General features: G+C 71.1%; 21 protein-coding genes and 4 tRNA genes. 11 read left to right on the forward strand and 14 right to left on the reverse strand.

Annotation, left to right across the window (positions count from 1 at the left end; all coding sequences use genetic code 11):
- Nucleotides 1-711, reverse strand: a 711-nt coding sequence (locus tag ACFQSB_RS33125; protein ID WP_380830770.1) for a siderophore-interacting protein, incomplete at its 3' end; no start/stop codon positions are given.
- Between the two features lie 254 nt (nucleotides 712-965).
- On the opposite strand from ACFQSB_RS33125, the gene ACFQSB_RS33130 reads away from it, so the two are divergent.
- Together ACFQSB_RS33130 and ACFQSB_RS33135 are read left to right on the forward strand one after the other, a co-directional pair.
- Entirely contained in the window at nucleotides 966-1,631 is a 666-nt protein-coding gene (locus tag ACFQSB_RS33130; protein WP_380830771.1) for a TetR/AcrR family transcriptional regulator, read from the forward strand.
- 272 nt (nucleotides 1,632-1,903) lie between these two features.
- Complete coding sequence (locus ACFQSB_RS33135) at nucleotides 1,904-3,550, forward strand: FAD-dependent monooxygenase (protein ID WP_380830772.1); 1,647 nt, start codon at nucleotides 1,904-1,906, stop codon at nucleotides 3,548-3,550.
- A 71-nt stretch (nucleotides 3,551-3,621) separates the two neighbouring features.
- On the opposite strand, the gene ACFQSB_RS33140 is transcribed toward ACFQSB_RS33135, so the two are convergent.
- Nucleotides 3,622-4,578 (reverse strand): helix-turn-helix transcriptional regulator, encoded by a 957-nt coding sequence (locus ACFQSB_RS33140; RefSeq protein ID WP_380830773.1) that lies wholly within the window; start codon nucleotides 4,576-4,578, stop codon nucleotides 3,622-3,624.
- Nucleotides 4,579-4,873: 295 nt separating this feature from the next.
- Here ACFQSB_RS33140 and ACFQSB_RS33145 point away from each other — a divergent pair, with 295 nt between their 5' ends.
- A complete protein-coding gene (locus tag ACFQSB_RS33145) occupies nucleotides 4,874-5,182 on the forward strand; it encodes an SHOCT domain-containing protein (RefSeq protein WP_380830774.1) in 309 nt (102 codons plus the stop codon).
- 91 nt (nucleotides 5,183-5,273) lie between these two features.
- Here the strand turns inward: ACFQSB_RS33145 and ACFQSB_RS33150 are convergent, their stop codons facing one another.
- Together ACFQSB_RS33150 and ACFQSB_RS33155 are read right to left on the reverse strand one after the other, a co-directional pair.
- Nucleotides 5,274-5,753 carry a DoxX family protein gene (locus ACFQSB_RS33150; RefSeq protein WP_354923758.1) on the reverse strand — a complete coding sequence of 160 codons (480 nt, stop codon included), beginning with the start codon at nucleotides 5,751-5,753 and terminating at the stop codon, nucleotides 5,274-5,276.
- Nucleotides 5,754-6,280: 527 nt separating this feature from the next.
- Nucleotides 6,281-7,120: a cellulose binding domain-containing protein gene (locus ACFQSB_RS33155; RefSeq protein ID WP_380830775.1), complete on the reverse strand. Its 840-nt coding sequence runs from the start codon at nucleotides 7,118-7,120 to the stop codon at nucleotides 6,281-6,283.
- 304 nt (nucleotides 7,121-7,424) lie between these two features.
- Here ACFQSB_RS33155 and ACFQSB_RS33160 point away from each other — a divergent pair, with 304 nt between their 5' ends.
- Nucleotides 7,425-8,678 carry an extracellular catalytic domain type 1 short-chain-length polyhydroxyalkanoate depolymerase gene (locus tag ACFQSB_RS33160; protein WP_380830776.1) on the forward strand — a complete coding sequence of 418 codons (1,254 nt, stop codon included), beginning with the start codon at nucleotides 7,425-7,427 and terminating at the stop codon, nucleotides 8,676-8,678.
- 29 nt (nucleotides 8,679-8,707) lie between these two features.
- On the opposite strand, the gene ACFQSB_RS33165 is transcribed toward ACFQSB_RS33160, so the two are convergent.
- Nucleotides 8,708-9,658, reverse strand: a complete 951-nt coding sequence (locus ACFQSB_RS33165) for a hypothetical protein (protein ID WP_380830777.1) — start codon at nucleotides 9,656-9,658, stop codon at nucleotides 8,708-8,710.
- Nucleotides 9,659-9,931: 273 nt separating this feature from the next.
- Nucleotides 9,932-10,006, reverse strand: a tRNA-Val gene (locus ACFQSB_RS33170).
- Between the two features lie 445 nt (nucleotides 10,007-10,451).
- On the opposite strand from ACFQSB_RS33170, the gene ACFQSB_RS33175 reads away from it, so the two are divergent.
- On the forward strand, nucleotides 10,452-10,865 hold the full coding sequence (locus ACFQSB_RS33175; RefSeq protein ID WP_248960202.1) for an SsgA family sporulation/cell division regulator: 414 nt from the start codon (nucleotides 10,452-10,454) through the stop codon (nucleotides 10,863-10,865).
- Between the two features lie 40 nt (nucleotides 10,866-10,905).
- Here the strand turns inward: ACFQSB_RS33175 and ACFQSB_RS33180 are convergent, their stop codons facing one another.
- Nucleotides 10,906-11,538 (reverse strand): DUF305 domain-containing protein, encoded by a 633-nt coding sequence (locus ACFQSB_RS33180; protein WP_380830778.1) that lies wholly within the window; start codon nucleotides 11,536-11,538, stop codon nucleotides 10,906-10,908.
- 95 nt (nucleotides 11,539-11,633) lie between these two features.
- On the opposite strand from ACFQSB_RS33180, the gene ACFQSB_RS33185 reads away from it, so the two are divergent.
- Nucleotides 11,634-13,073, forward strand: coding sequence for an LVIVD repeat-containing protein (locus ACFQSB_RS33185; RefSeq protein ID WP_380830779.1), 1,440 nt, complete (start codon nucleotides 11,634-11,636; stop codon nucleotides 13,071-13,073).
- A 90-nt stretch (nucleotides 13,074-13,163) separates the two neighbouring features.
- Here the strand turns inward: ACFQSB_RS33185 and ACFQSB_RS33190 are convergent, their stop codons facing one another.
- The 4 genes from ACFQSB_RS33190 to ACFQSB_RS33205 are packed head-to-tail and all read right to left on the reverse strand — an operon-like array spanning nucleotide 13,164 to nucleotide 17,336.
- Nucleotides 13,164-13,994 carry an aminotransferase class IV gene (locus ACFQSB_RS33190; protein WP_380830780.1) on the reverse strand — a complete coding sequence of 277 codons (831 nt, stop codon included), beginning with the start codon at nucleotides 13,992-13,994 and terminating at the stop codon, nucleotides 13,164-13,166.
- Nucleotides 13,995-14,019: 25 nt separating this feature from the next.
- The gene (locus ACFQSB_RS33195; protein ID WP_380830781.1) at nucleotides 14,020-15,006 is read right to left on the reverse strand and encodes a chorismate-binding protein; all 987 of its coding nucleotides are present in this window, start codon (nucleotides 15,004-15,006) and stop codon (nucleotides 14,020-14,022) included.
- Nucleotides 15,007-15,049: 43 nt separating this feature from the next.
- Nucleotides 15,050-16,597, reverse strand: a complete 1,548-nt coding sequence (hutH, locus tag ACFQSB_RS33200) for a histidine ammonia-lyase (RefSeq protein ID WP_380830782.1) — start codon at nucleotides 16,595-16,597, stop codon at nucleotides 15,050-15,052.
- A gap of 16 nt (nucleotides 16,598-16,613) precedes the next feature.
- Nucleotides 16,614-17,336 carry an ArsR/SmtB family transcription factor gene (locus tag ACFQSB_RS33205; protein WP_354847649.1) on the reverse strand — a complete coding sequence of 241 codons (723 nt, stop codon included), beginning with the start codon at nucleotides 17,334-17,336 and terminating at the stop codon, nucleotides 16,614-16,616.
- Nucleotides 17,337-17,378: 42 nt separating this feature from the next.
- On the opposite strand from ACFQSB_RS33205, the gene ACFQSB_RS33210 reads away from it, so the two are divergent.
- From ACFQSB_RS33210 to ACFQSB_RS33225, 4 genes are all read left to right on the forward strand, one after another.
- Nucleotides 17,379-17,954, forward strand: a complete 576-nt coding sequence (locus ACFQSB_RS33210) for a hypothetical protein (RefSeq protein WP_380830783.1) — start codon at nucleotides 17,379-17,381, stop codon at nucleotides 17,952-17,954.
- A gap of 67 nt (nucleotides 17,955-18,021) precedes the next feature.
- Nucleotides 18,022-18,094 (forward strand) — tRNA-Gly (locus ACFQSB_RS33215).
- Nucleotides 18,095-18,126: 32 nt separating this feature from the next.
- Nucleotides 18,127-18,197 (forward strand) — tRNA-Cys (locus ACFQSB_RS33220).
- A 16-nt stretch (nucleotides 18,198-18,213) separates the two neighbouring features.
- Nucleotides 18,214-18,288: transfer RNA gene (locus tag ACFQSB_RS33225), tRNA-Val, on the forward strand.
- A 131-nt stretch (nucleotides 18,289-18,419) separates the two neighbouring features.
- Here the strand turns inward: ACFQSB_RS33225 and ACFQSB_RS33230 are convergent.
- Both ACFQSB_RS33230 and ACFQSB_RS33235 read right to left on the reverse strand, forming a co-directional pair.
- Nucleotides 18,420-20,228 carry a condensation domain-containing protein gene (locus tag ACFQSB_RS33230; RefSeq protein WP_380830784.1) on the reverse strand — a complete coding sequence of 603 codons (1,809 nt, stop codon included), beginning with the start codon at nucleotides 20,226-20,228 and terminating at the stop codon, nucleotides 18,420-18,422.
- 51 nt (nucleotides 20,229-20,279) lie between these two features.
- Complete coding sequence (locus ACFQSB_RS33235; protein WP_380830785.1) at nucleotides 20,280-21,524, reverse strand: glycosyltransferase; 1,245 nt, start codon at nucleotides 21,522-21,524, stop codon at nucleotides 20,280-20,282.
- A 364-nt stretch (nucleotides 21,525-21,888) separates the two neighbouring features.
- On the opposite strand from ACFQSB_RS33235, the gene ACFQSB_RS33240 reads away from it, so the two are divergent.
- A complete protein-coding gene (locus tag ACFQSB_RS33240) occupies nucleotides 21,889-23,709 on the forward strand; it encodes a carbamoyltransferase C-terminal domain-containing protein (protein ID WP_380830786.1) in 1,821 nt (606 codons plus the stop codon).
- Between the two features lie 265 nt (nucleotides 23,710-23,974).
- Here ACFQSB_RS33240 and ACFQSB_RS33245 read toward each other — a convergent pair whose 3' ends face one another.
- The gene (locus tag ACFQSB_RS33245) at nucleotides 23,975-25,036 is read right to left on the reverse strand and encodes a ParB/RepB/Spo0J family partition protein (RefSeq protein ID WP_380830787.1); all 1,062 of its coding nucleotides are present in this window, start codon (nucleotides 25,034-25,036) and stop codon (nucleotides 23,975-23,977) included.
- Nucleotides 25,037-25,321 lie beyond the last annotated feature (285 nt).

Genomic DNA, 25,321 nt, shown 5'->3' on the forward strand with positions numbered 1-25,321 from the left:
GGCCGCGCGGACGGCGGCGGACAACCGCTCGCCGTGGGCGTGGCCGTGCCCGCCCGCCTCCGCGCCGCCGCGGGGCAGCCAGGTGACGCGGACGCCGGACGGCACGAGCAGAACCCGGGTGTCCGCCGGGTCGGGCACCTCGAGGATGACCTCGGCGTGCACGTGGCCGGGCAGGGACTCGGCGATGGCGGCGATGGCCGGGACGGCGGTCTCGTCGCCCGCGATCAGCAGTCGTGTCGCGTCCGGCGGCGGAGCCCATTCGCGGCCGGTGGCCGGGCCGCGATGGCGCGCGTCCGGGCCGACCACCACCAGCGGGTCGCCGGGCCGGGCCGAACAGGCCCACCGGGAGGCCGGGCCGGCGGCCCCGTGCAGCACGAAGTCGATGTCGAGCTCGCGGGCGCCGGGGCGCACGGCGCCCGCGGTGTAGGTGCGGATGGGGTTGCGGTGCTCCTGCGGCAGCATCCGCCACCGCCGGTACCAGTCGCCGCCCTCCGGCAGGTGCGGGTAGCCGCGACCCGGGATCGGGAACAGCAGGTTGATCCGCTGGTCGAGCCCGTGGCCGGCGAACAGGTCCAGGTCGTCGCCGGTGAAGGTGACGCGCGTGAAGCTCGGCCCGAGCCCGGTCACGCGGGTCACCCGCACGCGGAACACCCGGTACGCGGAGACCTCCCCGGTCTCCGGACCCGCGGTCTCCTCGGTGCCGACGGCCATGGGCTGCCTCCTTCAGGTCGTGGCTCCCGCTGTAACTTAGCTTTGCCTAACCTAAGAACTCAACCCGGAGTCACCCCGGCTTCTCGAGGGCGGCCAGGCGCACGGGTCCCCGCCGGCGCGGTCGCGACCTCCGACCGGCGCCGGGACGCGCGATTCCGGCACGGCCGACATGCCGCTCGACGACCGGCACCTGTGCAAAAATTGCGGGTCCCGCATCTTTTCTGATCGCGCACTTATTTGCTAGAGTCGGTGGCGTGGACATCGGACAGGACGGCGCGGGGCTGAGAGAACGCAAGAAGCTGCAGACCCGCATCGCCCTGAGCTGGGCGGCCATCCGGCTCACCGTCGAGCGCGGCTGGGACAACGTCCGGGTGGAGGACATCGCCGCCGACGTCGGGGTCTCTCCGCGCACGTTCAACAACTACTTCTCCAGCAAGGCCGAGGCGATCGCCTCACGGCACCTCGACCGCGCCCGGCTGATCGCGGCGGAGCTCCGCGCCCGGCCGGCGTCCGAGCCCATCTGGGAGGCCGTCGTCAACGCGGTGACGGCCCGCTTCGACATGCGGGAGGACGGCGACAGGGCGAAGGACGACACCGGCGCCCTGCCGGAGGTGTCCCACGACCAGTGGGCCGCCGGGCTTCGCGTCATGCTCGCCGAACCGGCGATGCACGGCGAGTTCCTCAAGGCCGGCGCGATCGCCGAGGCCGAGTTGGCCGCGGCGGTCGCCGAGCGCACCGGCACCGACGTCGTCCGCGATCTCTACCCGCGCCTGGTGGCGGCGGCGGTCGGTGCCGCGCTCGGCGTGGTCATGGACCACTGGGTGCGCACCAACGGCTCGGCCCCGCTGATGTCGCTGCTGCACGACGCTCTGGGCAGGATCTCCGCGGGCCTGCCCGATCCGAGGACTCCACCCGCCTGATCCACGAGCTTCACCCGCCTGATCCGAGAGCTCCAGCCGCCCGATCCACGAGCTTCACCCGCCCGATCCGAGAGCTCCAGCCGCCTCAGCTCCACACCGCCGTCCGCTGATCCGGCCGGTTCACCGGCCTCACACCGCCGGCCGCCCCGGGCCGGCCGTCCAACGGCTGTCGCCGACGCCCCCTTGGGCCGCGACCGCTGCCCGCACGCCCATCGACAGGCCGGCGCCGCCGGCCCTGTTCGCCATGCCATCCGAACGCGAGGAGAACCCCCATGTCCGAATCCGAGTCCCGGTCCGCGGCCGTGTCCGCCGACGTCGTCATCGCCGGGGCCGGGCCCAACGGGCTCATGCTGGCCTGCGAGCTGAGCCTGGCCGGGGTGCGGCCGCTGGTGCTGGAGCGGCTGGCCGAACGCGCCCAGGAGGGCAAGGCCAACGGCCTGGTCGGTCAGGTGGTGCGCATGCTCGACCGCCGCGGCCTGTACGAGCGGCTCGGCGGCTCTCCCCCGCCGAAGCCGCAGCCGGGCTTCGTGTTCGGCGCGATGCCACTGCACCTGCACCTGCTGGCCGATCGCGACAACCCGCTGTACATCCTGCAGGTGCCGCAACGCGAGGCCGAGCGCGTGCTGGAGGAGCGCGCCACCGAACTCGGCGTCGAGATCCGCCGGGGCCACGAGCTGACCGGGGTGTCGCAGGACGACGACGGGGTCACCGTCGAGATCTCCGGACCGGACGGCGCCTACCGCCTCACCGCGCGGTACCTGGTGGGGGCGGACGGCGGGCGCAGCGCGGTGCGCAAGCTGTCGGGCATCGGCTTCCCCGGTGTCACCAAGGACGACACCACCTCCCGCACCGCGCACGTCAGCGTCCCGGAGACCATCATCGACCGGGCCACGGGCGGGCTGGACCTTCCCGGCTACGGGGCCGTCATCCCGCCGTTCATGCACCACCGCACCGAGCGCGGGATGTTCGCCTACGCCCCGTTCCCGACCGGGACGATAATGACGACCGCCGAGTGGGAGCCGGGGGCGCGGGAGGACGCCACCGCCCCGCTCACCCTGGAGGAGCTGCGCGCGAGCCTGCGGCGCGTGCTCGGCGTGGATGTGCCGTTCGGCCCGCCGCGAGGCGAGGGACCGCACATGCTGCGCCGGCTGACCGGCGGGAACACCCGCCTGGCCGACCGCTTCCGCGACCGCCGCGTGCTGCTGGCCGGGGACGCCGCCCACGTGCACAGCGCGATCGGCGGCCCCGGCCTCAACCTCGGCCTGCAGGACACCATCAACCTGGGATGGAAACTCGCCGCCGAGATCCACGGCTGGGCGCCGCCTGGGCTGCTGGACAGCTACGAGGCCGAGCGGCGACCGGCGGCCGAGCGGGTGATCATGCACACCCGGGCGCAGTCCGCGCTGATCGCCCCGGGCGGCGATGTCACCTCGCTGCGCGAGCTGTTCGGCGAGCTGTTGCGCGACCCGGGCGCCGTCCGGCACATCGCCGCCACGATGGCGGGTGCGGACGTCCGGTACGACATGGGCGGGGAGGGTGAGGCCCATCCGCTGGTCGGAGGATGGGCTCCGGATCTGACGCTGGACACCGGGGCGGGCCCGGTCCGGCTCGCCGAGCTCACCGCGAGCGCCCGGCCGCTGCTGCTGGACCTGACCGAGGACGGCTCACTGGCGGCGGAGGCGTCCGGCTGGCGTGACCGGGTGGACGCCGTCGCCGGCCGCCTGGCCGCCCCACCCGAGGGGGACGCGGGCGGGACCGCGCCGGTCACCGCGCTGCTGCTGCGGCCGGACTGCTACGTGGCCTGGGCCACCGGCGCCGCCCGTCCGGGCGAGCAGGACCGGCGGGCGCTCAGAGCGGCGCTGTCGCGCTGGTTCGGCGCGCCGGTGGACTCCCTGCGGGACGCCCCGTCCTTGCGCTGATCAGCGCGGACCGGCCCAGCGCGTGCGTGACCACCCGCCCGGCCGCCGGCCGACGCCGGCCATACAGGTCCTCACCAGCGGGTCCGCCAGGTCGCGGAGGGCACGCCGATGTGGCCTCCCATGGCCGGCCCGCCGGGCAGGGCCAGGGCGGCCTCGGGTTCGGGGGCCGTGCGCGGGTCCCCGGAAGCGCCGCTACGGGCGATGTCGCGGGCGACCAGGCCGGCGAGCAGGCTGAGGGCGTGCTCGGAGAGGCTGCCCGGTTCGGCCTGCAGGATGACCAGCTGCTGCCCGGGCGCGCTGTTGACGGAGAACGACTCGTAGGCCAGCTGGAGCTCGCCGACCTCGCGGTGGTGGAAGTGCTTCCACTCCTGGCCGGTGCTGCGCACGTCGTGGCGCGCCCAAAGGCGGCGGAACTCGTCGCTGTGGGCGGACAGCTCCTCCACCAGCTTGGGCAGGAACGGGTCGTCGGGATCGGTGCCCGCGGCGGCGCGCAGCATCGCGGCCTTGTTGTAGGCGGTCTGCTCCCAGTCGAAGAAGAACTCGCGCGCGGCGGGGTCCAGGAAGGTCATCCGCATGAGGTTGTCGCGGTGGCCGAGCCCCGCGTAAAGCGCGTCGGCCATCGGGTTGGCGGCGAGGATGTCCATGTAGCGTCCGTGGACGAACGCCGGGGTGGCCTGCCAGCTGTGCAGGAGGCGCACCAGATGCGGGCTGGCCTCCTCGTGGCGGGCGGCGGCGGCCTGGCGGCGCCGCACCCTGGGGCGCGCGAGCTCGAACAGGTGCTCGGTGGCGTCGGAGTCCAGGTCCAGGACGCGGGCGAGGGCCTCGAGCACGTGCTCGGACGGGCGGCGCTCGCGTCCCTGCTCCAGCCGGATGTAGTAGTCGGTGCTGACGCCGGCCAGCATCGCCACCTCCTCGCGGCGCAGTCCCGGAGTCCGTCGGCGGCCTACTCGCCTGATCCCGACCTCCTCGACGGCCTTGGCTTCGCGCCGGGCCCGGAGGAAGTCACCAAGGAGACGCTCACTGTCCATTTCGTCACGTTACGACACATCTACGGCTTTAGGGTGGGAGTGTTACACCCAGCTTAAATTCTCCCGGGTAGAACGCGTCCTGGCAGGTCAAGCCAGAGTGAAGCACGATGAACGCATGCCTCTCACCGTCACGGAACACAGAGCCACGGCGTCCCCTGGTCGCTTCGCACCGAAGCGACGGACGAGCGCCGAGGCGCCCGTGGCCTGACCTTGTCCCCATGGGCCGTGCGTCCCTCGCCACCGGCTCGCGCCACGGCCCACCGCGTCACAACGCGTGCCGAGAGAAGAGAAGATCATGCAGATGTACCTGTACGGTTTCGCACTGAGCAACTCCGAGATGCTGCTCGCCACCTTCAGCTTCGTCCTGCTCTGCGGAGCGGTGATCGGCGGGGTCAAGGTCATACTGCACGACCCGCTCGACGACCTGCTCCCCGGCGGGCGCTCCTGCGAGGAGGACATGCTGTTCCGCAGGTTCGCCGACGGCGAGATCGACGACGACGAGTACCGCCACCACCGCGAGGCCCTGCGCGGCTCGCCAGGGGCCAGGACGCCATGCGGTGCCGGCGCCGGGAAGGTGAAGCAGTCCGCCGGCCGTCGTCCATGAGGCCGCGCCGGCCGAGAACGGGCCGGCCGGATCCCCCGGTTCCACCGGCGGTACGCGATCGCGTACCGCCGGTGGCTCATGTGCGGACCGGTCACCTCGTCCGGGGCTGGACCGCCGCGGCGGCCCCGCGGGCGAAGCCCCACCTGGCGGGGACGCCACCCGGCTCGGTGGCGCGGGAGCGCTGCAGGACGGTGTCCAGCGCCCACACGCCCGGGCCCAGCACCGCGATGAGCAGGAAGGCCCAGCAGAACATCGCCGCCGCCTCACCGCCGTTGTTCAGCGGCAGCAGGGCCTGCGGCTGGTGCACCGTGAAGTAGGCGTAGGCCATGGAACCCGACGCCAGCACGGCGCTGACGCGGGTGAACAGTCCGACGAGGACGAGCGCGCCGAAGACCAGTTGGATCGCCGCGGCCCACCAGCCGGGCCAGGTGCCGAAGGGGATGGCATGGCCCGAGCCGCGGTTGCCGCCGAGGACGCCGAAGACGGACGACAGCCCATGGCACAGGAACAGCAGGCCTGTCACGAAGCGGAACAGCGAGAGCACCGGTCCGGAGAACCTGTCGACGTTCATGAGTCACCTCTTGGTCTGTGTGGCCGCCGCGCATGGCCCCGGCACGGCATGAGGCCATGCGGGACCGCGGCCGGACGGCCGGGGGTGGGAACCGTCCTCGCGGTCTGCCTCGGGACGGTTCCCGCCGCGCGCGTACGCGCACCGAGTTCCGCCCGCCCGCGAGATACGGGAAGTTCAGGGCGCAGGCGTCGGCGCCTGCCTTTCCGCTGGTCCTCGTCATCCCGTCCATGGACCTCGAGGTCGTCTCGCCCGGCGCCGTCCACATGTGGCCGGACCGGTGAGCGCCCACCCCAGAATCAAGTGCGAGCCACCCCTAGTCAACGCCCCGCGGGCTCGGGTGGACGCCCGCTCCAGGCCGCCTCAAGGCCGCTTCGAGGTCACCGGCCCTGAGCTGCGCATCTTCGCCCCACCCGGCCGGGGCGGCGCGTGCCCCGTGTCACACGCCGGTGAAAGTTTCCGTTGGGATATTCCACTTGCGCGGTAAATCCGCTCCCGGCGCGGGCGGCGAGGCCGTTCTCCGGCGCCGGTCAGGCCGGGAAGGTCACCGTGCAGGGCACGCCGTTGAGCAGGAAGCCGGTCGGCCGGTCGTTGACGCCGCTGTAGGAGGCGTTGAAGCCGAAGGAGTAGGTCTGGCCCGCGTCGATCGCCTGCTGCCAGGCCGGGGCGGCGAAGGTGACCCAGGGCGGCGCCTGGGTGGCGGTCGCGTTCCAGACGACGGTGACCGTCTGGTTCCCCGAGAAGGCCAGCCGCAGCGTCCAGTTCTTGATCGGGATGGTGCCGAGGTTGGTGACGCGCACGTTCGCCGACAGGCCGGTGCCCCAGTCGACGGCCGAGTAGGCCACCCGGCAGGCGGGGACGGGGACCGGGGTGGAGGGCGTGGGGGTGGGGGTGGGCGTCGGCGAGGGGCTCGGGCTGGGCGGGGGCAGGCCCTGCTGGGCGCGGGCGGTGTAGAGCGCGGACGGGACGCTCTGGTTGCCCGCGGCGTCCCTGGCGATCACCCGGAAGCTGTAGAGCCGGCCCGGCACCAGGTTCGTCGCGGCGAAGTAGGGCCGGTCGGCGTTGGCGGAGGTCACCGTCACCGTGCCGATGCGGGAGAAGACGTCGCCCTGCAGCATGGAGACGTCGTAGGCGACGACCCCGACGTTGTCGGTGGAGGGCCGCCAGCAGAACGGCACCGCGCCGGTGTAGTCGGCCGCGCACTCCCACAGCCCGGTCGGCTGGGACGGCGGCTCGGTGTCGGCGAGGGTCGGCGTGGGCCTCGGCGAGGGGGAGGGCGGCGGTACGGGCGCCGCCGCGTGGGCGGGGGTGGCCAGCGCGGTGATCAGCGCCGCCGCCACGGCGACCGCCCAGCGTTTGCTCGAGCGCATGGGTCACCTTTCTCGGTCGGAGGTTCGCGGTTCGGCGGACCCGGTGCGCGGGACCGCCGGCGGTCGCATCAACGCACCGGGGCCCGGAGGGGTCAACCCCCAGGGCGGGGGCGTGGACGGCGGCCATGCGTCCTGCGGGGAAGCCCCGCGCGCGAGGTGAAATTTTCAGCGCCGGCCGCGCGCCCGGCCGTACGAGGGTCCATGACAGCACCACGGAAAGTGTGTTTCGCGGACATGTCGGAACGCGCACCGGAGATCTACCGTGCGCTGAAAGGCCGTGAGCCAGGTCACATTAGGAGCCCCCATGGTCCCATCACCCCCCTCTCCCCCCTCTCGCCGAGCCGGGCCCGCGCGGGCCGCCTCCTTCCTGACGGCCGTCCTGCTCGCGCTCGCCGGCCTGTTCGGCGCCACGCTGACCGCCCCGCCGGCGGGCGCCGCCTCGCTGGTCCAGGTGGGCTCGTTCGGCGCCAACCCCGGCGCCCTCGCCATGTACGCCTACCGGCCCGACGGGCTGGCGAGCGGCCGTCCGCTGGTGGTGCTCCTGCACGGCTGCACCCAGAACGCGAGCGGCTACTTCGCCAACTCCGGCTGGCGCAAGTACGCCGACCAGTGGGGCTTCACGCTCGTGCTGCCGCAGACCGGCAGCGCCAACAACTCCTCCAGTTGCTTCAACTGGTTCCAGACCGGCGACACCGCTCGCGGACAGGGCGAGGCGGCCTCGATCCGCGCCATGGTGGCCTACGCGGTCGCCACCTACGGCTCCGACCCGGCCCGGGTGTACGTCAGCGGCCTGTCGGCCGGCGGCGCCATGTCGGCGGTCATGCTGGCCACCTATCCCGACGTCTTCGCCGCGGGGTCGATCGGGGCGGGGCTGGCCTACCGCTGCGCGACCAGCCTGACCGAGGCGTCCGGCTGCCAGTACGGCGCGACGTCCAAGACCCCGCAGCAGTGGGGCGAGCTGGTGCGCGGCGCCTACCCCGGCTACTCCGGGCCGTACCCGCGCGTCGCGATCTGGCAGGGCCAGTCGGACTACACCGTCACCCCGGCGAACGGCACGCAGCTGCGCGACCAGTGGACCAACGTCCGTGGGGTGTCCCAGACCGCGACCTCGACGAGGTCGCTCACCGGCGGCACGACGCTGCGGGTGTACGGAGCCGACGACGTGCGGCTCTACGAGATCGCCGGGATGGGCCACGGCCTGCCGGTCGACCCCGGGAGCGCGGCCGGCCAGTGCGGCGCCACGGCGGCCTACTTCCTGGACACGATCTGCTCGGCCTACCACGACGCGCTGTTCTTCCGCCTGGACGGCGGGGCCCAGCCGACCCCGACTCCGACGCCGACGGTCACCCCGACCCCGACGCCCACTCCGACCGTGCCGGGGACGTGCGTGCGGGCGAGCAACTACGCCCACACCTCCGCGGGGCGGGCGCACCAGTCGGGCGGCTACACCTACGCCAACGGCTCCAACGACGCCATGGGCCTGTGGAACACCTTCACCGTCCACGCGCTCAGGCAGACCGGCCCGAACTACTGGGTGCTGGCCGACGGCCAGTGCTGAACCCCGGCCGCCGGCGCGGCCCGAGCCTCTCAGCGGTACTCCTCCTGCTTGTCCACGATGTCGCGCGTGTCCAGGACGGCGTGGACCTCGACCGCGCCCGGCCAGGCCGAGCCGGACACCCGCCACACCTCCTCGCGCCCGTGCGGCCGGACCTGCAGGTCGCCGCCGAGGAACACGACGATGCCGGCGGCGGCGAGCGCGCCGAGCTCCACCAGCTCGGCGGCCGGCGGCCCCTCGGCGAGGAAGCGGGTGAGGCCGTCGAGCCAGGGGTCGGCGTGCCGCGTTCCGGCCAGCCCGTCCCGGGCCCGGCGGAGCGCGCGCGCCAGGGCAAGGTCGGCGCTGAAGGAGGGGTCGGCGCGCCTGGCCAGGTCGGCGTGCAGGTAGCCGCGCATCCAGCGCTGCAGCCCGGCGCGGTCGCCGAATCGGATGCCGGCGAGCGGGCGATCGAGCCGGTCCAGGTCCAGCCGGTCGGCGAAGCGCGGCACGGCGCGCCTGATCAGCGCGCGCACCGCCCTGCTCCCCCACTCCTCGGCGGCGTAGGCGGGGGCGAAGTCCTCCCAGGTCGTCCGGACCCGCCCGGGGTGGGCGGTGATCAGGTCGTGGTAGTAGGCGTAACCGAGGTCCTTGGCCACCAGCGGCCACACCTCGCGCCGGAAGTGCGCCGGGCCGCGCGGCAGCGCCTCCGGCGCGGCGAACCGGGGCTCGGGGGCCAGAGCTCCGCTCGGCCGATAGGCGATCGCGGCGTGGCAGGGCACTCCCCTGGCCGAACCCAGGTAGAGCACGGGCTCGCCGCCCGACGGCAGGTAGACCACCTCCCCGCGGCGGTCGCGGGAGAACCGGCCGCCGCGTCCCTCCGTGAGCGGCGCGAGGACCCCGGCGAGCCCGGGCCCCATTCCGCGGACGAGCACGGGGAGGCCCGCGGGCGGACCCCCCGCCGTGAGATCGGGCATCAGCCGGTCGGCCACCGTCACCGCGTTCACGGTCCACCTCCAATATACCTACAAAAAAGGTAGGTAAACCATGAAGTAATGTCAACGCGAGTGACGGAACCCTTCCCCTGCGTCACCTTCCCCGGCCGCCCCGCCGCGGCACCGCGAGTCGCCATCCGCTCGGCGAAGTCGGGAGGAAGTCGGGAGTTCGCGCCCCCCTGGCCGCGGACAGGCCGCGGGCGACCGGGCGGCACGCGGAGGCCGGCCACGGTCGCCCGGAAGACGACGAAGGCCGCTTCCCCGAAAGGGAAGCGGCCTGTGACGTGGTGGGCGATACTGGGATCGAACCAGTGACCTCTTCGGTGTGAACGAAGCGCTCTCCCGCTGAGCTAATCGCCCTTCGCCGTGGCCTGCGCCCCGCTCGGAGTGCCTGCCGACGGGGAAAACCATACCTCACTCCGGAGGGTCCTGGCGAAGCGAGGCGAAGATCCAGTGGGGAAGGTTCCCGGGAGTCCGGCGGCGTGGCGCCCTGTTGTCATAGCATCGTCATGCCCCATACTCATCCGAATCGCACCACTTATGATCTTTACTCCGACACACCCGCAGATGCCCTGTAGGACGGCAGGACGACAGCTAAAACCCTTGCAAACACGCACCTCTAAGCGATGTTTGACCAGGTAGAGGCGCAAATGTCGGGCTGTGATATGCGTTACAGAAGGGCCCAGGAGCGGAATCTCTCCTCCAGGTCTCTTCGTTTCGCAGACACAGCTCCGAGCGAAGTCCTTCAGAGCACCGCAACCCAGGCCCCGCGCAGGGGACCCACCGACGAAAGGTTTGGCTGACGATGAACGCCACCGTCTCTGCCGAGCTGGGCCTTCGACTTGTGGTCCCCGACCGTACGACCGTCCCCCTGCTCGCCGGACTGAGCTACACCGCCGACGACCCGTACGCCATCAGGATGGCCTTCCACGTGGGGAACGACGAACCGGTCGAGTGGATCTTCGCCCGCGAGCTGCTCACCGTCGGCATCGTCAGGCGGGTGGGCGACGGAGACGTGCAGGTGTGGCCGGCCAGGGCCGACGGCGAGCGGACGCTGAACATCAGCCTCACCTCCCCCTTCGGCCAGGCCCTGTTCGAGGTGCCGCTGCCGCCGCTGACCGAGTTCCTGCACCGCACCTACGAGCTGGTGTCCGCCGGTCGCGAGACCGACTTCATGGACCTGGACGAGGAACTGACCAACATGCTGTGGAGCTCCTGACCCGCCCAGCCGGCCCGCCCCATCGGCCGCCCCGCCCCGCTTAGTGCATCAGCGCGCGCATCCTGCCGATCTCCACGCGCTGCCCGGACGCCATGTCCTGGGCCATCTTCCGCATGATCTGGTCGGCGCCGCCCGCCAGTTCCTCCCCCGCCATCTTGAGCGCCCCCTCGTGGTGCCTGATCATCAGGCGCAGGAACAGCGCGTCGAAGGCCGCGCCCCGCGAGGCGCGCAGCCGGTTCATCTCCCCAAGGCTCGCCATGCCGTACGCGTCGGGGCCCGGTGAGGCCCCGTGACCGTCGTGACCGTCGGCGGCCTGGCGGCCGAGCGCCCGCAGCCAGCGCGTCATCACGTCGATCTCGGGCCGCTGACCGGCCGAGATGCGCCCGGCCAATCGTCGTACCCCCGGCCCGGCGGCCCGTGAGGGGGCCAGGTCGGCCATCTCCAGGGCCTGGCGATGGTGCGGAACCATGCGCTCGGCGAAGCGGACGTCGGCGGCGGACGGCCCCCGGCCCGCGGTGCCGACCCGCTCGCCCGGCTCGGCGGTGCGTCCACGGTCCCCCGGGGCGCCCGGGACGATCACCGGGGCGCCGGTCCCGGCGACGACGGGCTCGCCCGTCCGCGGGCTCCGGCTCGTGCAGGCGGTGATGGTGGAAGCCAGCCCGGATGCCAGCACAACCGTTACACAAACCCCGCACACGCGGCTCCGGATCGACATAGCTTCCATACTGCGACAGATTCCCATATGGGGTACGAGGCACGGGGGGCATTGTGGGCAGGCGGCGGATCGGCGTGTTCGCGTCCGCGGTGGGCGCGGTCCTGCTGCTCGGGGCATGCGCCGCCGATCCGGGGCAAGCGTCCCCGTCCGCCCCGGCGCCGTCCACCGGCGCCGCCGCGGCGGCCTCGCCGGGTTCCTCCGCCGCCCCAGAAGCCGAGCGGCGCAGCGCCAACGCCAGGGTCGTGGCCCGGGTCCCGCTGTCGGCGCCGTTCGACGGCCATGAGGCGTGGGGCACCGACCTGGCCTTCCAGGGGGACTACGCCTACGTCGGCAACTACGAGGGCTTCACGGTCCACGACATCAGCGACCCCACCAAGCCCAAGGTGGTGACGCGGGTGGTGTGCCCCGGCGGGCAGAACGACATCTCGGTCACCGGGAACCTGCTGTTCCTGTCGGTGGACGACCCGCGGGACGGCGACACGTGCGACAGCTCCCCCGGCGACCCGCTCGGCGGCTGGGAGGGCGTGCGGATCTTCGACATCTCCGACAAGGCCCATCCGCGCTACGTCAAGTCCCTGGCCACGGCGTGCGGCTCGCACACCCACACGCTGGTGCCCGCCAAGGACGACCCCGGCAAGGTCTACCTGTACGTGTCCTCGTTCGGGCCGGACGAGAACTCCTCGACCTGCAAGCCGCCGCACGACTCGATCGCCATCGTCGAGGTGCCGGTGGCCGCGCCCGCGCAGGCGAAGATCGTCGCCCAGCCGCTGCTGTTCACCGACGGGGGCGCCGACGACGACACTCAGCCGGGCGCGACCAGCGGCTGCCACGACATCACGGTCTACCCCGAGAAGGACCTGGCCGCGGGCGCGTGCATCGGCAACGGCATCCTGATGGACATCTCCGACCGGGTGCGGCCGAAGGTGCTCCAGCAGATCACCGACACCGAGAACTTCTCCATCTGGCACTCGGCGACCTTCAGCAACGACGGCAAGCGGGTGATCTTCTCCGACGAGCTGGGCGGCGGGGTCGCCCCGGCGTGCGACGCCAAGACCGGGCCGGACAAGGGCGCCGACGCGGTCTACGACATCACCGGCGACCGTAAGCTGGAGCGCAGGGCGTACTACAAGCTTCCCCGCTACCAGACCGCGACGGAGAACTGCGTGGCGCACAACGGCGCGCTGCTCCCCGTCCCCGGCAAGACGATCATGGTGCAGGCCTGGTACCAGGGCGGCGTGTCGGTGGTCGACTTCACCGACCCCGACCACCCCAAGGAGATCGCCTACGTCGACCCGGCGCCGCTCAGCGCCTCCGGCGACGAGCCGCGGCTCGGCGGGTCGTGGTCGGCGTACTACTACAACGGCTACATCTACTCCAGCGACATCACCAAGGGCCTGGACGTGATCGCGGTCGACGATCCGCTCACCGACCCGGCCAAGAAGGTGACGACGGCCGAGCTGAACGCCCAGACCCAGGTGGCCTACCCCGAGTGACCTCCGGCGCGCGCGGGGCCATGCCGGTCGTCTGATCACCGGGGCCGCCGCCGGCCCCGGTGATCAGACGACGATGACGACTCGGGGTGCTCAGGGGTCGATGTCGGCCGCGCTGCGCTCGGCGAACACCCGCATCGCCTTGGCGGTGATCGGGCCGGGCGCGGCGGGGAGCACGGTGTCGTCCACCAGGCGGATGGGCTGGACGTCGCGGGTGGTGGAGGTCAGGAACGCCTCCTCCGCCTCGTACAGGGCCGAGATCGGCACGTCGGTCTCCTCGCCTCCGTGCCACTCCAGCGCCAGCGCGCGGGTCACGCCGGCCAGGCAGCCGGAGGCGATGGTCGGAGTGACCAGGGTGCCGTCGCGGACGATGAAGATGTTGCTGCCGGTGCCTTCGCACAGGTCGCCCGCGAGGTTGGCGAAGATGGCCTCCTGGCCGCCGCGCTCCTTGGCGTAGGCCAGCGCCTTGGCGTTGTCGCCGTAGGAGGTGCTCTTGATCCCGGCGAGCGCGCCGCGCTCGTTGCGCGGCCACGGCACCACGGTGACGGCGGCGCTCTCGGGGAACGGGGCCTGGGCGCCCACGATCACCACGGCGGTGGTGCCCTGGTTGCCTCGGTCGGAGCCGAGAGGGCCGTTGCCGCTGGTGTAGGTGATGCGGATGCGGCCGAGCGGCCACGGCGGGGCCGCGGCCAGGCAGGCGCGCACGCCGTCCGCGATCGCGTCCAGGTCGGGCTCGGGCAGGCCCAGGCGTTCGGCCGAGAGCTTCAGACGGTCCAGGTGCCGCGTGAGCGCGAACGACCCGCCGTTCATGCACTTGATCGTCTCGAACACGCCGTCGCCGACCATCAGTCCGTGGTCGAAGACCGAGACGCTGGCCTGCGCGGGGTCGAGCAGCTCGCCGTTGACCCAGACCGGAACGTTCATCTGTCCAATCTCCATTCTTGCTTCGTCAGCCCCTCCCGGAGGCGAGCGCGACGAGACGGGAAGCCTTGAGCTCGGTCTCCCGCCACTCGCGCCGCGGATCGGAGCCCCAGGTGATGCCGGCTCCGGTGCCGAATCGGATGAGGTCGTGCTCGACCCAGAAGGTGCGGATGCCCACGGCCAGCGCGGCCCGCCGCCGGTCGGCGTCGACCCAGCCCACCGCCCCACAGTACGGCCCCCGTGGCTCAGGTTCGAGTTCATTGATGATACGAACCGCGGAGGACTTCGGCGCGCCGCTCACCGAGCCGGGCGGGAAGGTGGCGGCGAACAGCTCCGGCCACCCCTGGCCGTCGGCGAGTTCGGCCCGGACGGTGGAGACCAGGTGGACCAGCCCGGGGTGCTGCTCGATCTCGCAGAGGGCGGGGACTGTGACCGACCCCACTCGGGCGACCCGGCCGAGGTCGTTGCGCACCAGGTCGACGATCATGACGTTCTCGGCGCGGTCCTTCTCCAGCAGGTCGCCGGCGGTGACCCCTGTCCCCTTGATCGGCCGGGACTCCACCACGTCGCCGTCGCGGGACAGGTACAGCTCGGGTGAGGCCGACACGACGGCCATCCCCGGCACGCGGACGACGGCCGCGTACGGGGCGGGGTTGCCGCGCGCCAGCCGGGCGGCCAGCACCAGCGGGTCGGAATCCGGCGGCAGCCCGGCGGTCAGCACGCGGCAGAGGTTGGCCTGGTAGACCTCGCCCTGCTCGATGTAGGCGCGGATGCGCCGCACGCCGTCCTCGTACCCCTGCCGGTCCAGCGAGGTGGTCCACGCGAGGGACGCCGGCCACGGCCCGGACGGCGGGGGCAGCGGCGCCCGCTCGACCCGGTCGAAACGCGCGCAGGTGACCTTGCCTTCGTAGGTGACCACGACGGCCCACCAGCCGGTCCCGTCCAGGACCCCGAGATCGGTGGTCACCTCGCGCAGCCCGGTGGCCAGTCGACCGCCGACGTGGGCGAAATACACGGTTTCATTCTCTCGCGCGGGCCGGGCCCCGGACCCCGGGGCGTCAGGCGAGCGGGCCGGTGACCGACTCGGCCGCCGCGACGACGCCGCCGCCGGCCACCAGGCGGGTCACCGACTCGATCTCCGGGGCGAGGAACCGGTCGGGCCCGGGGCCGGCCACCTCCTGGCGCAGGGCGGCGACCACGGCGCCGGTGGCCGGAGCGGGCTCCAGCGGCCGGCGCAGGTCGATGGCGCGGGCGGCGGTGAGCACCTCGACGGCGAGCACCCGGGTGAGCCCGTCGACGGCGCGGCGCAGCTTGCGGGCCGCCGACCAGCCCATGGAGACGTGGTCCTCCTGCATCGCCGAGCTGGGGATGGAGTCGACGCTGGCGGGCACGGCCAGCCGCTTGAGCTCCGAGACGATGGCCGCCTGCGTGTACTGGGCGATCATGTGCCCGGAGTCCACGCCCGGGTCGTCGGCCAGGAAGGCGGGCAGGCCGTGGCTGCGGGCGACGTCCAGCATGCGGTCGGTGCGCCGCTCGGCCATCGAGGCGACGTCGGCGACGGCGATCGCCAGGAAGTCCAGGACGTAGCCGACCGGGGCGCCGTGGAAGTTGCCGTTGGACTCCACCCTGCCGTCGGCGAGCACCACGGGGTTGTCGACGGCCGAGGCCAGCTCGCGGCCGGCGACGGTGGCGGCGTGGTCGAGGGTGTCGCGGGCGGCGCCGGCGACCTGCGGGGCGCAGCGCAGCGAGTAGGCGTCCTGGACGCGGGTGCAGGAGTCGTCGCGATGGGAGGCCATGATCCCGGAGTCGCGCAGCAGGGCGCGCAGGTTGGCGGCCGAGGCGGCCTGGCCGGGGTGGGGGCGCAGCGCCTGCAGTTCGGGGGCGAAGACCCGGTCGGTGCCGAGCAGGGCCTCCACGCTCATGGCCGCGCTCACATCGGCGGTCTTGAGCAGCCGGGTGAGGTCGTGCAGGGCGAGCACGAGCATGCCGAGCATGCCGTCGGTGCCGTTGACCAGGGCGAGGCCCTCCTTGGCCTCCAGCTCGACCGGCTCGAGGCCGGCCCGCTTCAGCGCCTCGGCGGCGGTGGTGTGCTCGCCGTCGCGATCGCGTACGGGCCCCTCCCCCATGAGGGCGAGGGCGACGTGGGAGAGCGGGGCCAGGTCACCCGAGCAGCCGAGGCTGCCGTACTCGTGGACCACGGGGGTGATTCGGGCGCTCAGCATCCCGGCCAGGGTCAGGGCGGTGGCGGGCCGTACCCCGGTGTGCCCGGTGGCCAGGGTGTGCAGGCGCAGCAGCATCATGGCCCGGACGACCTCGGTCTCGACCTCGGGGCCCGACCCCGCGGCGTGCGAGCGGATCAGGGACCGCTGCAGCTGGGCGCGCAGCGCGGGGTCGATGTGCCGGGTGGCCAGGGCGCCGAACCCCGTCGAGACACCATAGGCGGGGACGGGGCTCTCGGCGAGCTCCTCGACGCGCGCCCGGGAGGCGGCGATGGCCGCGACCGCCTCGTCGGTGAGGCGGACGGCGGCGCCGCCGCGGGCGACCTCGATGACGTCGGCGAAGCTCAGCGGCTCGGGACCGATCTCCACGACCTCGTTGTCGCGCATGGTGTCACTCTCTCGCTTAGGTAACTGGCGTATTGGATGTTAGCCCCTTACAGGAGAACATCGCGGCCAGCCCCTCGCCGCCCAGGTCGGTCAGCTCCAGCAGGCGCGGCGCGGGCCCCGGGCGGTACCACCCGCGCTCCAGCAGCGACCGGGTGATCGCCGCGCCGAGCGCGCCCGCCAGATGGGGACGGCGCTCGGTCCAGTCCATGCAGGCGGGCGCGAAGCGGCGGCGGACGGCCCGCACGGCGTCGACGTCGACGCCCAGCTCCGCCAGGGCCCGCCCGCCGTGCGCGGTGAGCTCGTAGGAGTCGCGGCCGGCCAGGTGCCCGGCCGCCAGCATGGCCTCCAGCAGCTTCACCCCGGCCCGTCCGGCCAGGTGGTCGTAGCAGGTGCGCGCCTCGCGCAGCATGCGGGCCTGCCGCGACTGGCGCAGGGACCGCACCTGCGGGCGGGGGCTCACCCGGGCCAGCACCTCCAGCACCTCGGCCACCTCGGGGCCTGACAGCCGGTAGTAGCGGTGGCGGCCCTGGCTGACCACGGTGACCAGCCCGCCCGCCAGCAGCCGGGCGAGGTGCGCACTGGCCGTGGCCGCGCTCACCCCGGCCAGCCGGGCCAGCTCGCCGGCGGCCAGCGCCCGGCCGTCCAGCAGGGCGGTCAGCACCGCAGCCCGGGTGGGGTCGGCGATCAGCGAGGCGACCGCCGCGATGTCGGCGTCGTACGCCACGTACTCGGCAACCATGTTTCGACCGTAGCCCAACCATGCTTCCACCAGCATCGAAGCATGACCGCACCGCAGGCGCCCGCCGCCGGCATCACGACCCCCTCCCCCACCATGGACGTCGCCATCTCCCCTCCCGTCGGCGACGTCCCTCCCAGCACCGGCGACGTCATCCCCGCCCCCGTGGCGGAGGCGGACGGCAACCCGGGGGCGCTCGTCGTGGCGGCCGTCGAGCGCTGCCTGGCCCTGGCCGCGACCTGGCATGCCTGGGACGGCCGTCCCATCGTGACCGACGGGGAGAACGTCTGGACTCCGGCCAAGGCGGCCAGGCGGATCCAGGACCACCTGGTCGACCACCTCGCCGAGGTGGAGGCGCTGCTCGCCGGGACACCGTCCCAGCCCGATGGCCGGCACGGGCGCGCGGTGACACTGGAGGCGGACTGGGCGCGCCTCACCGAGCTGGACCTGGCCGAGGCCCGCTCGCGGTGGACGCGACTCGGGGCCTGCTACCTGCACCGTTACGCGACCGCGGGTCCGGCGGAGTGGGATCTTCCCCGGGACCCGAACTGGACGCTGCGCCGGATCGCCGAGCACGTGGCCGGAATCACCTGGTACGCGGAGCAGGTCGGCGCGCTCTGAGTTTGGGGAGTCGGCCGGGATTCGCTAGAGTTCTCTGCGTGAGGCCGGGTGTTCACCGGCCGATCACGCGGACGTGGCTCAGCTGGTAGAGCATCACCTTGCCAAGGTGAGGGTCGCGGGTTCGAATCCCGTCGTCCGCTCGGAGAGGCCTTGCCGCGACGAGGCCTCGCCCGGTGGAGTGGCCGAGAGGCGAGGCAGCGGCCTGCAAAGCCGCGTACACGGGTTCAAATCCCGTCTCCACCTCTGCTTCACGCAGCGCGGGCGATTAGCTCAGTGGGAGAGCGCTACCTTGACACGGTAGAGGCCACTGGTTCAATCCCAGTATCGCCCACCACGTTCATGCAGGTCAGGCCATGCGCCTGGCCTGCATTTCCGTTTCAGGCGCCGGCCATCGGCCGAAATCGGGGGCAGACCGCTCCAGGGCACCCGGAACCCCCCACTTCACAGGTCGGGGGATTCAGGGGGTCACCTCGATCGTCCGGGTCCGTCGGCCAGAAGGTCGCCGTCGTTCCACACGGGCGAGCACCCCTCCGGGCCGTCCTGCGGACACGCATAGATCATGTAACGCTGCGGCGCCATGGCCGTAGGCCACCTCGGCGCCATGGCCTCACCCAGCCACATCCGAGGCAGGACCGGCTCGGTCTCGGCTCCGTGGGCAGACCGCCGGTCGCTGAGCAGCTCGCGCATACAGGCCGCGTGCGCGAGCTCCGGCGTCAGCACGGTGTCCCCGCTGCGCAGACGGACGGTCAGAAGGCCGTCGTCCGCGCTCACGGAGACGTCCTCGGCTCGGCATCCCGTCGCCGTCGTGACGAGTTCGTGCACAGCTCCGGTGTCCACCCAAGCATCCTCGACGACCAGCCAGTCGCCGCCACGGGCGGGCGGGGACACACCGACCTCCGGAGCGAGGTGATCGAGGTGCATGTCGTCCAGAGCCGCGACGACGACCCGCTCGATGCCCTGGATGATCAGCCGGGCAAGACCCGGCGGGTAGCACCGGCTGTCAGCCGCGACACCGAGCCGCGTCCATCCGGGCGCGTCGTCGGCGAGCAGGACGGACATCCGCACGTACTCGTGAGCCACACCGGGACTCCAGGTGAACTCGCTGCCTCGACTCCACTTCCGGATGTCCTCCGCACTCATCTCGTCGTCGTCGACGTCTTCGCATGGGAGGTGCCCAAGCGAGCGGATGTCGTTGAAGAAGGTGGAAAGATCCGGCTCGATTCCGCGGCGCCAGGCGATCTCATCGCGCGTCCGGTCTATGAGCACGGGATCGTAAGGACCGGACAGGTAGCCTTGAAGAGCCGCTCGACGGCTCGCATCGACCAGTTCACCGAAGTTCGGGCGGCTCGTATCGATGACCGCGCAGACGTTCTGAACGAGAGTGGCGACCGAACGCTCATCCTCGGGTACGGCCCGGTTGCTGTAGACGAGGGCGACCGCACACCGCGTCACCCCCCCGGCGCGAGCCAAGACGTAGGCCGTCGCGGCGAGGGCGACATTGGTCGTGCTGGTCGACAGGCGTCGTGCGAGAACGCGCAGGGCGGGCCCGAGGGCGCGCGATCGCAGGTGGCCCGCGATGAACCGCGGATCCACTGCTTCAGGTGAGTGGTCCACGCTCATGAGCGTGCGCGGCATCCCCTCCAGGATTCCGCGCCATTGACGCGCGGCACGCCCTGATCGTTTCCGGCCTGAGACCGAGCATTCGAATTCCGCCCGCTCGAAGGGCTGACGACCCGGGGCGCCCAGAGACCTCTCGGCCACGGCCGTGTCCTGAGAGCCGAGCAGTGACCCGAGCTCGCGCCTCAGGATCATCGCCGCGGTGCCGTCCATCGCGATGTGGGCCGCCGTGAAGGCGATCCGTACGGGTGCGCCATCGCGGGTGATCACCATCCACCGGATCAGGAGGTCTTTCGCCATGTCGAAAGGCGCGGCGTGCAGTTCCTCCAAGAGCACGGAGTCGTCCGAACCCATCGATGTGGCCACGCCGCCGGCCTCGCACGCGGACACGGTGACCGTCTCCTGCGGCGACAAGCACTGCAGCAGTCGCCCGGCATCGTCGAGCCGGTAGCGGGTCCTGAGCGATTCGTGTCGACGCATCACGGTCGTGATGACCGTCAGGACTCCGGCCAGCGAAGTTTCGGCATGGACGACGTCCTCCGTCATGGTGATGTTGTGCCGGGATGCCTCCGGCTCCATCCATCGCAGGTAGACCCACATCTGCTTCTGGGCCCAGGTCGCGGGTCGCCGCCCTGAGCGCAATCCGTCGAGCAGCAAGCGAAACGACCTTCTGCTCACGCCGCACCTCCTGCGAATCAGGTATCCGCGCTACTCGACGCCGCTTTTCACCAAATCGCTGTACAGCTGTAAGTAGCGGGGAGTGGCGCGAGCCCAGCTGAAGTGGGATCGATAACGAGTCACCGCAGCCTTCAGGGGCACCGGCCCGAGCTTGCCGGCGACTATTTCCGACACCGCGTTCGCCAGATCCGTCGAATTCCCAGGGTCGACCGAGAGCCCGGTGACGCCATCTGCGACGATGTCCTGAAGGCCTCCCACGCGGGAGGCGACCACCGGGACCCCACACGCCATGGCTTCAACCGCGACAATGCCGTAAGGCTCGTAATGCGACGGCACTACAGTGACGTCAGCCGCGTTGTAGTAGTCGATGAGATCCGTATGGGGCACCGGTCCCGCCAGAATCGGAGCAGGATCCTCCAGCAAGAGGTCGGACAGTGGTCGTAATTTCGGGTCCTCCGCGAGAGATGCCTCGTCCGGCCCTACCATGACCAGGGTCATGCCCGGGTGGCGGTCACGCAAGGTCTGCCAGGCGACCCCCAGCGTCATCAGGCCCTTTCGCAGTTCAGGTCGCCCGACGAAGAGCACCACGGGCCCGCGCTCGTCGATCCCCAGGCGTCGCCGGGCACCCAGCCGGTCCGCCGGCCGGAATCCGCGATCGGCACCGATCGGGATCTCGTGTATGGAATCGGGGTCGGCCCCGAATCGCTCGCGCACGAGTCGGCCTTCCCACGCACTCGAAACGACGGTGGCGGCGACACTTCTCGCAATGCGACGCTCGGCATCCTCGCGGATGGCATAGAATTCATTACGCCATTCACCGTAGCTCGCTCGCCGAAGATGCCCGAAAGAGCAGTTCATGTGGACCTGCGGCACGCCGAGCAGGTCGCGCAACCGCAAGCCGGCGATTCCGGAGAACCAGTAGTTCGACTGGATCAGGTCATATGTGAACGCCTGACCGTTCACATGCTCACACAGTGCGTCCGTGAATTCCGGCAGGACATCGAGAAACGAGTCCCTGGGGAGCCTTCCCGGGGGACCCGCGTCGAGTCGCACGACCGTGACCCCAGGTGCGATCGTATCCGTTCGAGCCGCGTCCGCGGAGCTGCGACGGGTGAATATGTCCACTCGCACGCCGGCGCGGGCCAGTTCCGTCGCGAGTATCCGCACGTAAACGTTCTGCCCCCCCGCCGCGTGCGATCCGGTCGTCAACGGGGTCGGAGTTCTCGCTGTCAGTGATGTGGGATCCGCATGATCAGAAATCATCAGTACACGCATCGGATGCGACCAGCTCCCCTGTAGCTCGTCCGGTCCGAACCGTCATGCGGCGCCTCCAGGCTCGGCTCATATCTGACTACAATAAGCGGCGCCTCCAGGTTCGGCTCATATCTGACTATAATAAGCGGCGCCTCCATGCGCGACTCAGATCCGACTACAATAAATCGTCCATCACGGCGGGCCCAAACCGCTACCCCTTCGCGACCGACGGTTGCCGCGGCCTCCGATCGAGACCGGGACCGAGCGCCTCCGCTCGGCCCGCGACACGCCGTTACCGCTCGAATCCATGGGCGGACGACCGCTGCATAGACGACACCTTGCCGCTCGGCTTCCAACCCTCGTCGTTGACCACCGAGGAGTCCGTGTGTTCTTAGGCATCAATTACAACGGCATGCACGACAGCTCTGTATGTCTAGTGGGCCCCGACGGCACCATTCAGTACGCCGTCAGCGAGGAACGCTTCTCGCGCGTCAAACAGGACGGGCGATTTCCGTACCGCTCCCTCGCCGACATCGACCTTGGGCAGGTTCAGGCGATCGGAGTGCCGTACCTGGACTCTCCCGGCAAAGTCGTCGCCAGCGACGACGTCTTCCGAAATGTCATGGCACCGGGGACCGGAGATGGCGTGGGCGACTTCCCTGTGATATGGCGAGAACGGCTCGCGGCCCTCGGCCGGCCGCTCGAGTTCTTCGACCACCACGAGATGCACGCCTATTCCGCGTATGTCCTCTCAGGGCACTCCGAGGCCATCGTTCTGACGTCTGACAACGGCGCGTACACCTGCCCGGTCACCTCGGCCGTCTTTCACGTCCGGCCCGGGGCCATCGAGCGAATCGCGGCCGCCGGCTTTGGAGAACTGGATACGCTGGCCTCGCTGTACACCGACGTCACCGCACTGCTCCGGTTCACTCCTTGCAAACACGAAGGCAAGGTCACGGGTCTCGCCGCACGCGGGACGCCGCGGGCCGAATGCCGCCGGGACCTATGGCGGTTGCACCGGCAGATGCGCAAGCCCCCGAAGGCTTACGGATGGATCGGTATCTTCGAGGAAGACGTTCCGCCGTTCTACGAGCCGAACCACCATCAGATCGCGCAGTACCGCCGGCAGTTGCCCTATGACGACGCCGACATCGCCCGAGCCGCCCAGGACATCCTGGAAGAGAAGATCGTGGCGATCGTCCGGTGGATCGGGCAGCACTGTGGGAAAGACCTGCCGCTGCTGCTCTCCGGCGGGGTGTTCGCGAACGTCAAGGTCAACCTGGAGATCGCACGCCTTGGGTTTCGCAGCATCTTCGTCTGCCCGCCGATGGGTGATGAGGGCCTGGCGATCGGAGCCGCCCGGGCCGCGTTCGACCGACACGCGGTGACCGCGCCGGTCCGGCGATCGGCGGCGGCGCGCTTGAGGCCGGCCCGCGACACGGTGGCTCTCGGTCCAAGGCCGTGTGAGGACGCGTCGTCGTTGCTGCGGGAAGCAGGCCTGGTCCACCACCGCCTCACGCCGTTGGACGCCGGCCGCATGTTGAGCAACGCCCTGGTCGCGGGGCAGGTGGCGGCCGTGGTCCGCGGCCCCCAGGAGTTCGGGCCGCGCGCCCTCGGCCTGCGGTCGGTCCTAGCGGGCGCGGCGGACGCGTCGCTCAACGATCGGCTGAACGCGAAGCTGCGACGGACCGAGTTCATGCCCTTCGCGCCGATCCTCCGGGCGGAGCGCTTCGCCGACGTCTTCGAGTTGGATGCCCTACCGACCGACGTCGAGGATTGCGGGCGGTTCATGACGATCTGCCTCCCGGTGCGCCCGTGGGTGGCTGAGAAGTGCCCGGCCGTGGTGCACGTGGACGGAACGGCGCGGCCGCAGGTTCTCCGACGGCAGGACGACCCGTTCCTCTATGACGTACTCGCCGCCTATGAGGAACGCACCGGCCTGCCCATGGTGGTGAACACGAGTTTCAACATCCACGACGAGCCGATGGTGTCGAGCGCGGGCGACGCCGTCGCCGCGTTCCTGATGGCCGAACTGGACTTCCTGCTCGTCGAGGACTGCGTGGTGCGACTGGCCGAGAACCCCCACGCCCGGCACTTGGCTCGGCTGTTGCGCCGGCAGGACGGCGCCGTGGCCAAGGCACGGCACGCCGCGCTCAACCGCAGCTTCGGCCGGCAGATCTTCGAGGGGCCCGGCCGGTTCAGATGATCGCCCGGTCGCCCGGGCCGGCGTGGTCGTGGCCGGCCGCCCGGCCTTGGCCCGGGCGTCGCCCGAATCCCCACTCGGCGCGGGCCGGGTACCTGGTGTGAGGTCGGGCCGCAGCGCGGCGCCGTCTTTCGACCGGCGGCCCGCGCGTGCGATCCGCCGAATCGCGACGGGGTTTCCATCGGCCGGGTGGTCGATCTCGGGACCACGAGCCCCTACTCCGAAGCGGGGCGGACCTGCCGAGCTTTGAAACCACCGGCGAATTCGGCTACGGCTTCAAATCGGCCTTCATCCGCTCTTCGAGCTCCTTGGCGAAGGAATTCCACATCCGCACCAGTCCGCGAGCCGCCTCTATCACCATGCTGGCACTATGCGGCGGCAGGCCGTCAACATACTGTGTCCACTTCTCGGCGCCTGCCGTATGCATGCTGAGCCACTTCAACAGAGCTCTCCCCGATTCGGTCGAACGAATCGAGGGATCTTTTCTGAGAAGCTCGAGAATGATCGTCGGCTGGCGCACCTGAGCGCGCACCGTGACTCGCGGCACGGCCGAGCCGAGCTGCAGCTGCGACACCGGGCCCTCGCCCGCGTTGTGTTTCCGCGTGACACCTCTATGCCGCCTGGACGGTACCGGATCCTCGCCTCGCTCCACCCGGGCGCGTACGTCGCGCGCCGTGCCCGGAGAGATGCCCGCTTCCTTCGCTATCTGACGCAGCGATGCCGTGGGCTTCCTGGCGATCACCTCGCCCGCCCGCCTGCGCCCTTCGGCCGCTTCGAGCGGGCGCATACGGCCGTCCTGGCCGATTCTCGTGTTCGACCGGCCGGATTGCCCGGTCGCACGCCGACGAATGGCTCCCACCGTGCTGGCGGAAAGTCCGGCTATATTCGCGATTTTGCGATCCGACCAACTCGTATGAGCGTTGAGCAGACGCTCGGCGGCCGCAGTGCGGTCCCGCAAGGTGAGCGGCAGACCATGCTCGATGTTCAGACGCACGGCCAGGATGAATGCGGCTTCCTCGTCACCGTCGAAGAAGCTCGCCTCGATTTCTCGTTCGCATCTGAGCTCGGCCGCGCGCAACCTGTGCATCCCATCGATCACCTGCATGCTCTGGCGGTGCACTAAGATCGGCGGCAGCGGCTGCTCCGTCTGGGCGAGAAGTTCGATGTGCTTGCGGTCCTGACCGGACAATCGCGGGTAATCACCATCACGCAGTGAGCTCAGCGCAACGACCTCTGTGGGAAGGCGGCTTATATCAAGATATTCGGCGTTTGCACTCAGCTGGATCCGATCGGAATATGGATGACTATGGGATTCGGCGCTTGAAGTCACTCATCTCTCCACGAACACCAAGGCTCAACAGCGAATCGGCGGTCATTCGCTCATCGCTGAGCTGACCGGCCTGGGAGGGTGCACGGCTGGTGGGCTATATCCCCCTTCTCGATCAACGCGTTCTGCATTCTCTCGTCCGCCGAACTGCGGCCACGCGCCATCGCCCCGTGTCGAATGATCTGCCCCGGGCAGAGAGCGGTTGCGCGGTCTTGCCGAACGGAACGGAGCCAGGGCGGTCCATGTGGTCACTGATAGTCGACTCGCCGCTCGATTTCCCTGGAAGCG

Origin of the sequence: Sphaerisporangium rhizosphaerae (genome assembly GCF_042665155.1) — a bacterium.
GTDB classification, from domain to species: domain Bacteria; phylum Actinomycetota; class Actinomycetes; order Streptosporangiales; family Streptosporangiaceae; genus Sphaerisporangium; species Sphaerisporangium rhizosphaerae.